The sequence below is a fragment of the Pseudomonas sp. Root71 genome, assembly GCF_001429045.1.
Lineage (GTDB): Bacteria > Pseudomonadota > Gammaproteobacteria > Pseudomonadales > Pseudomonadaceae > Aquipseudomonas > Aquipseudomonas monachiensis.
Window position 1 is genome coordinate 202,404 of record NZ_LMHY01000022.1, and the last position, 15,050, is coordinate 217,453.

Below are 15,050 nucleotides of genomic sequence, written 5' to 3' on the forward strand. Positions count from 1 at the left end.
TTCAACCCATCCAGCCCAAAGTCGCCATGGCCAGCACGCCGTAACGGGCACCCTTGGCCAGGGTGACGATCAGCAGGAAACGCCCCAGCGGCTCGCGCATGACCCCGGCGACCAGCGTCAGCGGATCGCCGATCACCGGCAGCCAACTGAGCAGCAATGACCAATGGCCATAGCGTTGGTAATGAAGCCGGGCTTTCTCCAGGTGCCGGGGGCTCACCGGAAACCAGCGTCGGTCACGGAACCGCTCGATCCCGCGCCCCAGCCACCAGTTAAGCAGCGAGCCCAGAACGTTGCCGAACGTTGCCACCGCCAGCAGTGCCCAGGGCCAGTACCGATCGCTGAGCAGCAGGCCGACCAGCACCGCTTCGGATTGCAACGGTAGCAGCGTGGCGGCACCGAATGCCGCGAAAAACAGCCCGAGGTACGCGCCCGACATCAATGGGCGGGGTAGTCCGCAACCACCACGTCAGTGCCGTCTTTTTTCAGGCCGATGACCTGATAGGCATCGCTCATGCCGTCCATTTCCATGCCGGGCGAGCCCATGGGCATGCCGGGGGCCGCGACCCCCAGCAGATCGTCGCGCTTGCTCAAGGCCAGGACCTGGTCGGCCGGGACATGACCTTCAACGAATTTGCCGTTGATCAACGCGGTGTGGCACGACGCCAGGCGCGGCGGCACGCCGTGCTGTTGCTTGAACTCGCTCATATTGGTTTCGACGTGGTCTTCGACCTTGAAGCCATTGGCCTCCAGGTGGGTGATCCATTTTTTGCAGCAACCACAATTGGCGTCGCGGTGAACCTCGATTGGAATGAGGTCGGCGGCCTGGGCCAGTGAAGACATCAACAGGGCGCTCAGGGCGATCAGGCGCAGAGGGTTTCGCATGGGATTCGTCTCGGGTAACGGGCAAAAAAACGCATTCTGACCATTTTATCCGGTCAGGCATTCAAGGAGTGTTTCCAATTACTACAAAGATCTGCCGTTCGATGATGGTAGGTCAATGCTGTCAGGCAGATGAGGGGCACATTACAAAATTGTCAGATTGAGATTCGAGGGTAAGTATCGGTGCTGATGAAATCCAACTAGCCGATATGTAAGAAAAGTCTGAAAGAACATTCGTCAGGGCGATAAGTTTAAATAAACAAGAAGTTTTACAGTATGTATCTTAATTGTATGAGAATTGTTAAGTCTCTGAATTAAAGTTTGGTTGCCTCAGTGCTTCGGCCGATACTTCTGGCCACCCAACTTGGTCAAACAAGGAGTTTTCAATGACTATCGGATATACCGGCAACTGGACCGCGAAAGCGGGTCTATTGGTTCGAGATGCCGCCAGCAGATCAAAGCCTGTTCCCCAGAGCGTCAAGGTCAGGCAGATACTTGACCTGGTGGGCAACAATCCGGTTGAGCTGGATACAGTCAAGATGGACAAGATGAAATTGCGCAAACAGATGAAGGGTTTTGACCCCACTGATATTTCTGTCAAGTCCATGGGTGCTCTCAGTGTCATGCTGAAAGAGCGTGGCCTGATCAGCGATGTAACAGCGGTCACACTGAGCAATGCCGGTGACAAGTTCGACCGGTTTGGCATCAAGGATCCTGACGCCAAGTTCAATGCGCTGGAATATTTCGCCACGCAACTGGAGAACATTCAGAACAATAATCTGAAGGGTAACAAGTACGCCAACTACCTGGTTCCCGAGTTCAAAAAAGCGATCTATGTGCTGCAAAACCTGGAAACCTACGGCAAGAACAACGGCCCCATGGTGAGGCCAGGCAGAGTTCTCTCGGACGAGGCCTGACGCSRTGTTGCCCGGCCCGCCCGGTTCATCGAACGGGCCGGCAACCCTTAGCGGTCGAGCAGTTTCATGACTTCTTCCGGATAACGCAGGCCTGCGGTGGCATTGGCCGCAAAGATCGCTTCCAGCGCGTGCAGTTCTTCGCCACTCAGCGTCACCTCCAGTGCGGCCACGTTTTCTTCCAGGTATTTACGTTGCTTGGTGCCCGGAATCGGAATCAGGCAGTCACCCTGGGCCANTGGCATTGGCCGCAAAGATCGCTTCCAGCGCGTGCAGTTCTTCGCCACTCAGCGTCACCTCCAGTGCGGCCACGTTTTCTTCCAGGTATTTACGTTGCTTGGTGCCCGGAATCGGAATCAGGTAGTCACCCTGGGCCAGCACCCACGCCAGCGCCAGTTGGCCCGCCGTCACGCCTTTTTCTGCCGCCAGCGCTTGTACCTGTTGCACCAGCAGCAGGTTTTTCGCGAAGTTTTCGCCCTGGAAGCGCGGGCTGAAACGACGATATCATCACAGCAAGTCCTCGGGGNCCCGCCGTCACGCCTTTTTCTGCCGCCAGCGCTTGTACCTGTTGCACCAGCAGCAGGTTTTTCGCGAAGTTTTCGCCCTGGAAGCGCGGGCTGAAACGACGATAATCGTCGGCCGCGAAATCATCCGGGCTTTTCAATGCGCCGGTCAGAAACCCTCGGCCCAACGGGCTATAGGGCACAAAGGCGACGCCCAGGCGCTGGCAGGTTGCCAGGCAAGCGTTTTCTTCCTGATCACGGCTCCACAACGAATACTCACTTTGCAACGCACTGATCGGGTGAACCTTGTGCGCTCGTTCCAGGGTCGCCGCCGAGGCCTCGCTCAATCCCAGGTAACGCACCTTGCCGGCACTGACCAGTTCGGCCATGGCACCGACGGTTTCTTCGATGGCCACCTGCGGGTCGATTCGGTGTTGGTAATACAGGTCGAGGGTGTCCACGCCCAGGCGCTTCAAGCTGCCATCGATGGACTGGCGAATGTATTCCGGCCGGCCGTTGACGCCCCGGGCAGTGGGGTTGGCCGGGTCGCGGACGATCCCGAACTTGCTGGCCAGGAACACCTGGTCACGCTTGCCGGCGATGGCCTTGCCGATCAGTTCTTCATTGGTGTGCGGACCGTACATGTCGGCGGTATCGAGCAGGTTGACCCCCAGTTCCAGCGCGCGATGCAAGGTGGCCGTTGCTTCGCGGGTGTCCGTGCCGGTGGTGTAGAAGTCGGTCATGCCCATGCAGCCCAGGCCGATGGCCGATACCTGCGGACCGTTTTTTCCCAATTGACGTGTGTGCATGAAATCAGCTCCCTGTGAAGTGAATCGCTATTGTTCGCCTCGACAGAAACAAGATAAACCGGCTAAAACGGCTATCACTATTCGTAAAATCTAAATAATCAGCCGGTGGAGCCAGCAATGGACCGTTTCAACGCCATGCGCGTTTTTACCCGGATCGTCGAGTTGGGCGGCTTTGCCAAGGCCGCCGACAGCCTGCAATTGCCCCGGGCCTCGGTCACCATCCTGATCAAACAACTGGAGGCGCATCTTGGGGTGCAACTGCTGCAACGCACCACGCGGCAGATCAGCCTGACGCTCGATGGCGCGGCCTATTACCCGCGTTGCGTGCGCTTGCTGGCAGACCTGGAAGAGACCGAAGCGGTGTTCAGTGCCGCACGCCACAATCCCAAGGGCTTGTTACGGGTGGATATGCCGGCGGGCGTGGGGCGCCTGATTGTGATTCCGGCACTGCCGCAGTTCACCGCCCGCTATCCGTTGATCGAGCTGGAAATCGGCCTGAATGACCGCCCGGTGGACCTGATACGCGAAGGTGTCGATTGTGTGCTGCGCGGTGGTTCGCCGCTGGACGACTCGCTGGTGGCGCGGCCCCTGGTGGTCTTGGATCAGGTAACCTGTGCCAGCCCCGACTATCTGCAGCGGCACGCAGCGCCCCATACGCTGGATGACCTGCGCGGCCACCGGATGGTCGAGTACGTCTCCAGTAACAGTGGCAAACGCTATGGACTGGAGTTTGTCGTGGATGGCCAGGTGCGGTCGGTCGACCTGCCCAAGCAGGTGGCGGTCAATAGTGCCGATGGCTATCTGGCTGCGTGCGAGGCCGGATATGGCCTGGTGCAGACGCCGTACTATCACGTGGCGCGGCAACTGCAGGAGGGGCGTTTGTGTGAAGTACTGAGGGAAGTGCCGCCACCGGGCATGCCGATGACGGCGCTTTATCCGCCGCACCGCCAGTTGTCCCGGCGGGTGCGTGTGTTTGTCGATTGGCTGGTGGAACTGTGTGCCCAGCCGGGCAATGACTTTTACCGCAAGGATTCAGGGCATTGAGTAGTGGTTAACGAAGCTGGTAGTAACCTGGTCCGCCATAGTGGTCGTGGTGCCGGCCCCCGTGGGGGAAAACAATGCAACCGCTCAGGGTCAGGATGGCAAGCAGGGGAATCAGCAGTGTGATTCGACGCAACATTTGAAAGCCCTCATGGTTATCGCCGCAATGAAGCTAAAACTCTTCATCGGCTGTAACATGGGACCCCGCTTGTAGCGACTTATCCCCGAAATCGGGTAAGCGCTTGGCATGCATGTCGATACAAACCGGATACAATTTCAGATTCAGGAACCCGCAATGACTCAGTCGCAACGTTTGAAATACTCGATTCTGATCTCCCTGGTGGTACTGGGGATCATGTTTGGCCTTTCCTGGTTGCAGAATACCGGCGTCATCAGCGAAAAACTGTTCCAGTACATCGCCATTGGCGTGGCGGTGGTCGTGGTGGTCATCAATGGCGTGATGCGCCGCAAGGTCAAGCCCTGATCAGTCGGTCATCGGTTGCGCAAAATGGCGGCAGCCTGGGGATGCAGGCTGTAGCTTTTGTCGGGGTTGAGGACAATCACGCCTTCGCTGCACAAGCGCTTTAGCACTTCACGCACGCTGAGAAAGGACAGGGGAATATCCAGGTCCAGCAATTGGCTGTGCACGCCGCGCACGCCAAGGCTGCGGTCGTTTTCGGCGGCCGTCAGCAGGGCGTCGATGACTTTCAGGCGGATCAGGCTGGTTCGAAGGCCAAAGCTTTTGAGCAGGATCCGGATCCGCTCGTTGCCGTGACGATCGGTACGCGGCTCGAATACGCCGACTCCCATGGAAGTACCCTTTGGCGCGTTGCTACCGTCCGTTGGCAGTTGCGAGTTGTACATTGCAAAACTCCTTTCAGAGCCTGATCAAGAAAAAAATGGGCGCTCTTACAGGACTAGACGTATGAGCAGCCCGAATCATGAAGGTTCGAATGTAGAAATTTTGTCGCCATCGCGTGATCAACCTGTCAGACCATGGGTCGTTGCACAGTAAATCCCTAAATTTTTGTGGTGAGCTTCGTCCCTACAGGGAGGCACGGCGTGCGTGGATATGCGCAACCGTGGCCATCGTTTTTTCGATCAGGAGCGAGCGTGATTATTTCCAGCCAGTTAACCAGGTTGAGCCTGGCGGGTGTGGCTCTGGGGTTGAGCCTGGGGTTGAGCCTTGCGGCAAGCGCGAGCGCTACGCCCGCGCAAACGAGCGCGGATATCCGCCGAACCGGTTTCGGCGTGCCACACATCCGCGCCGACAACGAGCGCGGGCTCGGCTACGGCATCGGCTATGCCTACGCCCAGGACAACCTGTGCCTGCTGGCCAACGAAATCACGACCGTCAACGGCGAACGTTCGCGGTACTTCGGGCCGGATCAGTTCACCGTCGAAGAGCGGGAGAACCTGGTCAGCGATGTGTTTTTCACCTGGCTGAACACTCCGCAAGCCGTCGCCGGTTTCTGGCAGGCCCAAACCCCCGAAGTGCGTGAACTGGTCGAAGGCTATGTGGCGGGGTACAACCGCTCCTTGAGCGAGCGTCGGGCCCAGGGTTTACCGCTGCAGTGTCAGGGCGATTGGGTGCGCGAGATCACCCCCTCGGATCTGGTCAAGCTGACCCGGCGCCTGTTGGTCGAAGGTGGCGTCGGCCAGTTTGCCGAAGCCCTGGCCGGTGCCACGCCACCCAACGCAGTGGCCCAGGCGTCGAGTGCACAGGTAGCGTTCCAGGTGGCCGCCACGCGGATGCAGCGCTTCGCTCTGGACCGGGGCAGCAATGCCGTCGCGGTTGGCAGCGAGCGCTCCTTCAACGGACGCGGCATGTTGCTGGCCAATCCGCACTTTCCGTGGGTGGGCGGCATGCGCTTTTATCAGATGCACCTGACCATACCCGGCAAACTGGACGTGATGGGCGCGGCGTTACCCGGTCTGCCGGTGATCAACATCGGTTTCAATCAACATCTGGCCTGGACCCACACCGTGGATTCTTCCCGGCATTTCACGCTGTATCGCCTGCAACTGGACCCCAAGGATTCGACCCGTTACCTGCTCGACGGCCAGTCCTTGCCGATGGACAAGCAGACCGTGACCGTCAACATCAGGCAGGCGGATGGGCAGGTCCGGGCGATTCCCCACGAGGTCTACAGCTCGAAATTCGGTCCGGTGGTGCAATGGCCGGGAAAACTGGATTGGGACCACCAGTACGCCTACAGCCTGCGTGACGCCAATCTGGACAACGACCGCGTTCTGCAGCAGTGGTACGCAATGAATCGCGCTGAAAGCCTCGAGGATTTCCAGGCCTCGGTGCACAAGATCCAGGGCATTCCGTGGGTCAACACCCTGGCGGCGGACGATCAGGGGCAGACGCTGTACATGAATCTGTCGGTGGTGCCTAACGTCAGCCTCGACAAGCTGGCGCAGTGCAGCGATCCGCGCGTTGGCTTGCAGATGATCATTCTCGACGGCTCCAACAGCGCCTGTGCCTGGGACATCGACCCGCAGGCGCCACAGCAGGGCATCTATGCAGCGGACAAGTTACCGCAATTGCTGCGCAAGGATTTTGTCCAGCACTCCAACGACTCGGCATGGCTGGCCAACCCGGCGCAACCGCTGACCGGCTATTCGCCGTTGATCAGCCAGGACAGCCAGCCATTGGGGCTGCGTTCACGCTTTGCCCTCGATCGTTTGAGCGCGCTGGCCAAGGCCGGCAAGGTCGGGGCAGCGGACTTGCAACGCATGGTCATGGACGATCAGGTTTATCAGGCGGATCAGGTGATGGCGGACCTGCTGCAATTCTGCGTGGCGGATCTCGGTGCCGATGCCAAAACCCTCGCGCCACTGTGCGCCAGCCTCAAGGCCTGGGACCGCAAGGCCAACCTGGGCAGCGGCCTGGGCTTTGTGCACTTCCAGAATGTCATGGAGGCTTTGGAACCAGTGCCGGACCTATGGCGCGTGGCATTCGATCCGCAGGATCCACAACATACCCCGCGCGGCTTGGCGGTTGAACGGCCACCAGTTGCACAGGCACTGCGCGACGCGATGCGGGCATCTGTCGATCAGGTCAAGGCGGCAGGCCTGAAACCCGACAGCCGTTGGGGCGATATCCAGGTGGTCAGCAGCGGCGGGCAACAGACGCCAATCCACGGCGGACCGGGTGCACTGGGGGTCTACAACGCCATCCAGAGCGTGCCGCGCAGCGATGGCAAGCGCGAGGTGGTCAGCGGTACGAGTTACCTGCAGGTGGTGACCTTCGACGAAAACGGACCGCAGGCCAAAGGGCTGCTGGCGTTCTCGTTGTCCAGCGACCCGGCGTCGAAATATTCACGGGACCAGACGCAGGCCTTTTCGAGAAAGCAATGGAGCGTGCTGCCTTTCACCGAGCAACAGATCCTGTCCGATCCGGACTATCAGGTGCAGACGATCCGTCGGCAGGATGCCAAGGTGGCCGCGCAGTAAGGAACAGAAGTTCTGCATGAACACTGAAGGCCGCACCCCGCAAGGGGTGGCGGCCTTTTCAGCTTTTCGGAGAGGTTTGCGGAATCGCGTTGACCACCAGATTGCCGTTCTGATTGCGGGTCAGGTAGACCGGCAGGACCCGCGGCAAGGATTTCACCAGGCCGTTGATCTCGTTGATGTTGTAGATGCCGCCGATATGGATCGAGCCGGTGCTGTTGTCGGCCACCATCAGCGGTTTGTCGAGGTAGCGATTGATCAAGGGCAGCGCATCGCTCAGGGACAGATCGTCGAGCACCAGTTTGCCCTGGCGCCAGGCCAGCGAGCTGTCATTGTCATAGGTCTGGCTGATGCGGGGGGTGAAGTCGCCGTGGCGATAACTGGCCTGCATCGCCGGGCTGAGGTGCAAACCGTCGCCATTCAGGTTGGCGTTGCTGCTGACCAGTACCGAACCCTCGATCAGGTTGACCTTGACCTGGTCTTCATACATCCAGACGTTGAATTGGGTGCCGGTCACGCGAATCCGGCCTTCGGCGGCCTTGACCACGAAGGGGTGACGGGTGTCATGGCTGACCCTGAAGAAGGCTTCGCCTTTTTCCAGCGTGACTTGCCGCTGATCCTTGTAGTTGCTGTACGTCAGCTCGCTGCCCAGGTTCAGTTCCACCTGGCTGCCGTCTTTCAAGGTGACCGTTCGAACATTGTCGGTCGCTTCGAAATGCTGGTACGCGTTTGGCACCCAGCCCAGATGCCAGCCGCCATAACCGGCCACCGGCAACGCCAGGGCGCAGACCGCCGCTGCGATCGCCAGGCGGCGCCACGGATTTTCCGCTTTGGGGCGAACCAGCGGCACGACGGGCTCGGGACGGGGCAGGTCGCCAGCGACATCCCAGATCTCCAGCATCGCTTCGTACTCGATGGCATGGAGCGGATGCGCGTTGCGCCATTGCTCGAACGCCTGGCGCTCTTGCTCGGTGCAGTCATTGGCGTGCAGACGCATGCACCAATGCGCAGCGGCATCGGTGATGGCGTCGTATTCGGCTTCCGAGATCGTGTGGTCGGTCATTGGCCCTTCCTGGTTTCCTGCATTCTAACCTTGGGGGGGAGTCTGCGAGAACATCAGTCATGGCATTTAACTATCAATGTGTGGTTTTTTTTCAACGCTTCGCCTCTGGAACATCTGCTCTCGGGTAGCAGTATCCATGGGATGCGTAAAAAAAAGATCAAATCAAACACCGCGATAGCGCACAGATCCGGGGATCTGCGCGTTATTTCGCCAGGATCAGGGTGTAGGGGGCGTAGCGACCGGTACCGGGTCCAGTTGCCGGCCCATTTCGCAGATCAAAAACGCGACCGAGTCGGCATTGTGCAAAATGACATCGGTTCGGAACTTCGAGTCCCGCACGTTAAAAAAAGCTTCCCGTGCCTTAGCCATGGTCTCGCTGCCCGTCAGTTGCAGAATTTTCTTGCCGATGTGGGAAGTGCTCGGTATGGAGTCCAGGTTGACCCATAATTGCCGCCCACTGTTCCAGCGTGCGAACAGTTCGTCCTTTGGCGTTTTCATCGACAAGGCTTCTCGCTGGAAGTCCACTTGAGACTGTTTCTTTGCTGCGCCATAGCCGGTGACCGACGCGACCAGATCGCTGAACGGTAGCCTGGCCTCAAGGTAGGCGATGTCCACGGCCCCTGAAAACAAATGAGCGAACTCGTGTATCAGGGTCGCGGCCTGACTGTGGCCGTCGACATCGAAGGGCTGAGTCAGGCTGGATTTGTACCAGTCCAGTTGTTGATCGAAGAAGTTTTCCGTGAAATGCACATTGCGCTGTTGATCCTTGTCCACGACAAACGCGACAAGGTTGTCCTCCGGGTCCCGGCTTGAACCCACGATAAAACGTTGCGAGTTCATCCAGTCTTCATCGGGATCGACCAGCGCGTTGCAAATGGGAACGACGGCCTGCCTGATTTTGTCGAGCAGTGCTTTGTCGATCAGGTCAACATCAAAGAACTGTTTGAGGAAGGTATCGAGCCGTGTGCCCGGGACGAGTTCCCTGAGTTGCACCAGGTTGTGCAGGCTGTTGAACGCGTAATAGCGAGCCATGTCGATGGCCTGCACGATCATGCGGGCTTTTTCGGGATGTCTTGCGCGGATTTCCTCCATTCCCCGGGCCTCGATGTTCAGCACCTCCCTGGCAACATAGGCGTTGACATACTGATTGCGCATTTTCGAGACGGCTTTGCCGAAGTGAACGGTGTGGGCATCCGGGTCGATGACCAGTTGCTTGCCGGGTGTAGCCAGCAACACCGGGCCTTCTTGCTCGCCTTTGACCATTCGCCAGACCGCTCCGGTCTTGTTCACGCCGTACACTTTGCCGGCAATGGCGGCGAAGGTTTTCTTGCTGCCCGCTTCCAGATAGGTGCCGTCGGTGCTGCTTTTCGTCAGGTCCTTGAGTTCGGTGGTGGTTTCGAACCGTCGCAGCCGGGTACGCAGTTGCGCTGTCGACCGGACTTGCGACCAGGGTTGCGCGATCACGGCGGGGACGGCCGGTTGAGCAGCGGCTTCGCTGGTTGCCTGGGCGCTTTCGGCCCACCCTTCAAGCGACAAGCGGCCCAATGACACGATTTGTGCCGCGCCGGCAATAAACTCGCGCAAGGCGGTCGTCCAGTGATGGTCCTGTAGGGCTTCGGCTGAGTTTTTGGCGTCCTTGTAGGCCCTCCAAAGAAACTGCACATACGCGAGTTTGCCCGGCAGCAGGCCTGAAATGCGCTCTATGCCGGAGCTGAACAGATGTTTGACAGCCTCCCAGTCAGACTGAGCGGTTGCGTTTGCCTGGCTGCCGAGCATCTTCTCCAGCAGCCTGGTGTTGTCATGGAACAAGTGGGTCAGCAGGTTGCCATTGATGGGGCTGGACGCCAGGGTGATTTCGCTCGACTGGCCAACGGTGGATTTGAGCAGGTTGCGAAACACTGTTTGCTGACTGGTCGGCAGGCGACGAAGCAGCATCTCCTGCAATGGCCCCGGTGTGTTGAGCGCCGCGACAACGCTGGCCTCATTGTCGAACTCAACGAACGGTGAGCCACTGGGGTGGTAAGGGGCATAGAGGATTTGCGGGCCTGCCTTGCCTTCGCCGGGACCGATCAGGTACAGGCCCAGTGCCTTGACGGCGGCGGCACCGGTTGTCTTGATCAGTTCCAGTGGTCGGGCAATGGCGTGCGCACCTTCTACGGTAGCCCGGGCGATGGCGTCCGGCATGTCGAATACTTGTCGAAGCAAATCGAAAGCGCTGTCGGACAGCCGTTGCTGCAGTTTCAGTTCGTGTGCGTGTTGCAGCAATTGCCAGGGCAGTTGCTTGACGAAGCGCAGGATCCGTTGTTCCACGTCCGCCGCATTGTTCGACAAGTTGTCGGTGACATGTTTGGCGTAGTTCTGCGCAATTTTCAGTAATAGCAGCAACTGGCGAACAGCCGCCTGGTCCAGCCCCGCGGGCAGGGTTTGCGTGGTTGCCGACCCGACCTTGAACCCGGTGCCTTGCGTAATGTTGACGTGGTGCAAGGCGAACTCGGTGAGGCTCCGGGCAGGGCCGACCAACGCCAGGTCCGGGGTGATTTGAATTTTGTCGGGGTCCAGGGTTGTTGCCGGGAAGCGGTCGGCGAGCAACGATTTCAGTGTTTCATGCACATACGACTTGAGGGGTTTGATCCCGTGCAAATAGTCTTTGTCCTCAACAACGCTGTTGCGGTATTGCTCCAGCAGTTCAAGGTGCAGTCGCAGGTCTTGCAGCGGAGCCATTCCCAGCCAGGCGGGCAGGGATTGCTGCTGGCCGATCGCCAGGGCAATCGACCTGGCTCGTTGCAGGTTGGTGTCAAGCACCGTTGTGGTCAGGTCTTTAAGGGCTTTTTTGCGCTTTGTGTCGCTCAGCTTGAAAATGCGTACGTGTTCGCAGCGAGCCAGAAAGTGCTCGATGGATGATTGCGCGACCCGTTCCAATACAGACCCTTCGATCAGCCGCAACGGTCCCAGTGAGTAGCGTTGGTGAAGGAAGCGTTGGGCCGGGGTCAGGTTTTCCAGCAGCGCCAGGCGTTGTTGCGGTTCGAGCAGGCGTCTGTTCAGCTCCAGCCTTGCGCGACTGATGTTGTCAAAGACTTCCAGGCCCTCGGCGGGTGTCCAAAGGATTGTCCGGCCGGAATGCGAGGGGTCGAGTCCGCCACGCTCGGTCAAAAGCAGACAATGGGCCAGGGGCAGGACATCGCGCTGACCGGAGCACTCCAGTGTCAATGAGTAGGCATCGGGTCGGAAGCCGTTGAGGGCCGGACGGTTCTGCCGGTCGGCCCGGTCCGGATTGAATACCGTTTCGACAATGGCCCGATCCGCATCCCGCAGTGTCGCGCCGAGCACTCGCATATTGGCCTCGCCACGCAGGCCAACGGATAGTGCATGGGCCAGGCGGGGTTTCATGTTTTCCAGATAGACCCGTTGCAGGGCCAGAGCAGCGACCGGTTGTGCTGCGAAATCCGTCTTGAACGGTGTCTCGATGTCGTTGAAGGACTTGGCGAAAGTGGCCGCCGTGTGGGCCAGCACCGTGGAGGGATGCTGATCACCGGATAGCACGGGCCGCGTGCTCCAGCGCCCGTCGGTAGCCAGCGTCAGCAGGCGCTCGTTGATCATCGAGCGGATATCCAGCGCTTTGTCGAACAGGGCGTGGATGTCCACGGTGCCGTCACTGTGACGGAACACCTGCAGGGCATATTGCATGTTCTGCCGTTGCTTGCCGATGATCCCGTCGAAGAGCTTGGGGAAGATCTCGCCGGAAATTGCTTCCCCGGTCACATTCGGCTGGTCAAAGCCAATGAAACGCTGACGCTCGTCCAGGCTCAGCAGGCCATAGAGTTCATCCTCGTGACCGGCAGCGCTGAACTTGCTGCGCACCGTATCGCACAAGTCCTTATAGTCCTTGAGTACCTGCAGGCCTGCGGTGGGCGTGTAGAGAAACGCATTGCCGGTGCTGACCATCAGTGAGCCGGCCAGCTCCACATAATTGGCCTTGTACTCCCACAGGCGAACGGTTTCGACCGTCATTGCCTGGTTCGTCCGGCTGGCCGTAGAGATCAACGCGTGCAAATCCTGGCTTTGCTCCGGGGTGATGATCTCGGCTTCGCGCTTGAGCAGCAGTTGCACTCGCGCCTGATCGGCGATGGCCTGGCCGAAGAACTCTCGACGGGATGCGCCGTCGGCGCTCGGTGCAGCCCAGAAGCCTTCGAGCTGCCCGACCAGCAGGCTGATCAGTTGGCGCGAGATTGTCGTGACTGCGGCTTCCCACAGTGGCTGGTCGGCGTTTGCCGGGGACTTTTCCGGATGCAAAAATTCGTGGGACTGTCCGGCCGGCCAAAGCTGATGGCGATAATGCAGGAGGACGGCCTCACTCAAGGAAAGGGAGTTGACCCAGCGTCGCGCCGGATGGCTTTCGTCAGCATTCTCTGGCGTTGTTGCCTGGTAGAAGTTCACTTGGGTCTGGCTCTGATCCAGACCGGGAAAGGACGCCGCCAGCTTCTGATTCAGCAATGTGTCGAGCAGCGAGGTCAGGGACGGCAGCACTTTCAATTCGTCGAGCAGGGCCTGGTCGTTGAGTTGCTGATGGGTGGAGAGGGTCTTGCGCTGGTCTTCGAACACGTCGCCGTCGATGGGTTGAAAGTCCAACACGATTTCGCCGGCGTCCACCACGGCCTTGCGTTGAGACACCGCCATGAAGGCCAGCAGGTCGTCGTCTTCACTGGCGGCCTTGAGTTGCGTCACCAGATGGTCGGTCAGGGCCGTACGGTTGGCGAACTTTTTTATCCCGGCGTACGGGGTGTAGAGAATCAGGCCATTGTCATCGGGTGTCGCGGTCAACACAAAGCTGCCGGCCAGCACCACGGGCTCCAGCCCCGGGATTTTCAGCAGCACGTTCTTCACCAGCATGGGCGGCGTCTGCTTATCGCGCAGTGCCTGGGTGGAGAGTTCGATATGGCTGAACCATTCGAAGTCCTTTTGCCTCAGTCCATGGGTTTTGCCAAGTTCTTTCCAGCGTCCGCGCAATGTCAGCGCCTCGGGGAAAAACAGCGGAGTTACGGGTGTAGACATCGTCGAGTCTCGTTCAAGGTGCCACTCACAGGCGCCTGTGGATTGAGCTTCGACACTAAAAGCCGGTGCGCTGGCACGGGTGGTAAATAGATAACGCACGGGGCCTGGGCATTCGTGAGAGGGATATCTCTGATCGACCCAGAGCGAAAGGTTGACAGGTCGCTCGCCGCGCGTTGTTAATCGGCGGGTCTTTGTACGCTGTTGTTCCCTCCAATAATCAGTCTGGAGCTTCAGATGTCTGCGCCACACGATCACGCCTCTACCGCTGTCCCGTCCCACCTTTCATTCGATGCGCTGAGCGCTTTGCTGGAGAAGATTTTTTTGCGTCACGGCACCTCGGCCGACGTTGCCCGGGTGCTGGCGCAAAACTGCGCCGGGGCCGAACGCGACGGCGCGCACAGTCACGGGGTATTCCGGATTCCAGGTTATGTTTCGACGCTGCAAAGCGGCTGGGTCAATGGCCAGGCGGTTCCGGTGGTCGAAGATGTGGCCTCAGGTTTTGTGCGGGTCGACGCCAATAACGGTTTTGCGCAACCGGCCCTGGCGGCGGCACGCGAACTACTGGTGCAAAAGGCCCGAAGTGCCGGCATCGCGGCGCTGGCGATCCGTAACTCACACCATTTCGCGGCCTTGTGGCCGGATGTCGAACCCTTCGCGGATGAAGGCCTGGTGGCATTGAGCGTGGTCAACAGCATGACCTGCGTGGTGCCCCACGGTGCCGACCGGCCGTTGTTCGGCACCAACCCGATTGCCTTCGCTGCGCCACGGGCCGATGACTCGCCGATTGTCTTCGACCTGGCCACCAGTGCCATTGCCCATGGCGATGTACAAATTGCCGCCCGCGAGGGTGAACGCTTGCCGGAAGGGATGGGCGTGGACAGCCTCGGCCAGCCGACCACGGACCCGAAGGCGATTCTCGACGGCGGTGCGTTGCTGCCTTTCGGCGGGCACAAGGGCTCGGCGTTGTCGATGATGGTTGAGTTGCTCGCGGCGGCACTGACCGGCGGCAATTTTTCCTTCGAGTTCGACTGGAAGAACCACCCTGGCGCCAAGACACCCTGGACTGGCCAATTGCTTATCGTGATCGATCCGGGCAAAGCGGCGGGGCAGAGTTTTGCCGAGCGCAGCCAGGAACTGGTGCGGCAAATGCACGGGGTCGGCCTGAAGCGTTTGCCGGGGGATCGGCGTCATCATCAGCGCGCGAAGTCGCAGGTCAATGGCATTGAACTGGATGCCCGGACGCTGGCGAATCTTCGGGAATTGGCGGGGGAGTGATCCTTTAGATACGCCGCAACCCCCTGTGGGAGCAAGCCCGCTCCCACAGGGTTCAGTG

10 protein-coding genes and 3 pseudogenes are annotated in these 15,050 nt (G+C 59.5%); 5 read left to right on the top strand and 8 right to left on the bottom strand.

Features of this window, described 5'->3' with window-relative positions; translation table 11 throughout:
- Position 1 precedes the first annotated feature (1 nt).
- Positions 2-436 carry a YqaA family protein gene (locus tag ASD95_RS14785; protein ID WP_056724556.1) on the bottom strand — a complete coding sequence of 145 codons (435 nt, stop codon included), beginning with the start codon at positions 434-436 and terminating at the stop codon, positions 2-4.
- The gene (locus tag ASD95_RS14790) at positions 436-882 is read right to left on the bottom strand and encodes a DUF411 domain-containing protein (RefSeq protein ID WP_056724558.1); all 447 of its coding nucleotides are present in this window, start codon (positions 880-882) and stop codon (positions 436-438) included. Before ASD95_RS14790 ends, ASD95_RS14785 begins: the two co-directional genes overlap by 1 nt.
- A 383-nt stretch (positions 883-1,265) precedes the next feature.
- Between ASD95_RS14790 and ASD95_RS14795 the strand changes: the two genes are divergently transcribed.
- A complete protein-coding gene (locus ASD95_RS14795) occupies positions 1,266-1,796 on the top strand; it encodes a hypothetical protein (protein ID WP_056725101.1) in 531 nt (176 codons plus the stop codon).
- 47 nt (positions 1,797-1,843) lie between these two features.
- Here ASD95_RS14795 and ASD95_RS14800 read toward each other — a convergent pair.
- The 3 pseudogenes from ASD95_RS14800 to ASD95_RS14805 form a co-directional block, all read right to left on the bottom strand.
- Positions 1,844-2,031, bottom strand: a pseudogene (locus ASD95_RS14800) (aldo/keto reductase); the annotation flags it as partial.
- Between the two features lies 1 nt (position 2,032).
- Positions 2,033-2,253: pseudogene (locus ASD95_RS29380) on the bottom strand (aldo/keto reductase); the annotation flags it as partial.
- A gap of 67 nt (positions 2,254-2,320) precedes the next feature.
- Positions 2,321-3,105, bottom strand: a pseudogene (locus tag ASD95_RS14805) (aldo/keto reductase); the annotation flags it as partial.
- Between the two features lie 117 nt (positions 3,106-3,222).
- On the opposite strand from ASD95_RS14805, the gene ASD95_RS14810 reads away from it, so the two are divergent.
- Together ASD95_RS14810 and ASD95_RS14815 are read left to right on the top strand one after the other, a co-directional pair.
- Positions 3,223-4,149 carry a LysR family transcriptional regulator gene (locus ASD95_RS14810; RefSeq protein ID WP_056724560.1) on the top strand — a complete coding sequence of 309 codons (927 nt, stop codon included), beginning with the start codon at positions 3,223-3,225 and terminating at the stop codon, positions 4,147-4,149.
- 292 nt (positions 4,150-4,441) lie between these two features.
- Positions 4,442-4,630, top strand: a complete 189-nt coding sequence (locus tag ASD95_RS14815; protein WP_056724563.1) for a hypothetical protein — start codon at positions 4,442-4,444, stop codon at positions 4,628-4,630.
- 8 nt (positions 4,631-4,638) lie between these two features.
- Here the strand turns inward: ASD95_RS14815 and ASD95_RS14820 are convergent, their stop codons facing one another.
- Positions 4,639-5,010 carry a hypothetical protein gene (locus ASD95_RS14820; protein WP_056724565.1) on the bottom strand — a complete coding sequence of 124 codons (372 nt, stop codon included), beginning with the start codon at positions 5,008-5,010 and terminating at the stop codon, positions 4,639-4,641.
- A 249-nt stretch (positions 5,011-5,259) separates the two neighbouring features.
- Here ASD95_RS14820 and pvdQ point away from each other — a divergent pair, with 249 nt between their 5' ends.
- Positions 5,260-7,608, top strand: coding sequence for a bifunctional acylase PvdQ (gene pvdQ / locus ASD95_RS14825; RefSeq protein ID WP_056724567.1), 2,349 nt, complete (start codon positions 5,260-5,262; stop codon positions 7,606-7,608).
- A 58-nt stretch (positions 7,609-7,666) separates the two neighbouring features.
- On the opposite strand, the gene ASD95_RS14830 is transcribed toward pvdQ, so the two are convergent.
- Positions 7,667-8,668 (bottom strand): FecR family protein, encoded by a 1,002-nt coding sequence (locus ASD95_RS14830; protein WP_056724569.1) that lies wholly within the window; start codon positions 8,666-8,668, stop codon positions 7,667-7,669.
- Between the two features lie 216 nt (positions 8,669-8,884).
- Entirely contained in the window at positions 8,885-13,717 is a 4,833-nt protein-coding gene (locus ASD95_RS14835; RefSeq protein WP_056724571.1) for a dermonecrotic toxin domain-containing protein, read from the bottom strand.
- A gap of 234 nt (positions 13,718-13,951) precedes the next feature.
- Here ASD95_RS14835 and ASD95_RS14840 point away from each other — a divergent pair, with 234 nt between their 5' ends.
- Complete coding sequence (locus ASD95_RS14840; RefSeq protein ID WP_056724574.1) at positions 13,952-14,992, top strand: Ldh family oxidoreductase; 1,041 nt, start codon at positions 13,952-13,954, stop codon at positions 14,990-14,992.
- Positions 14,993-15,050: the final 58 nt, after the last annotated feature.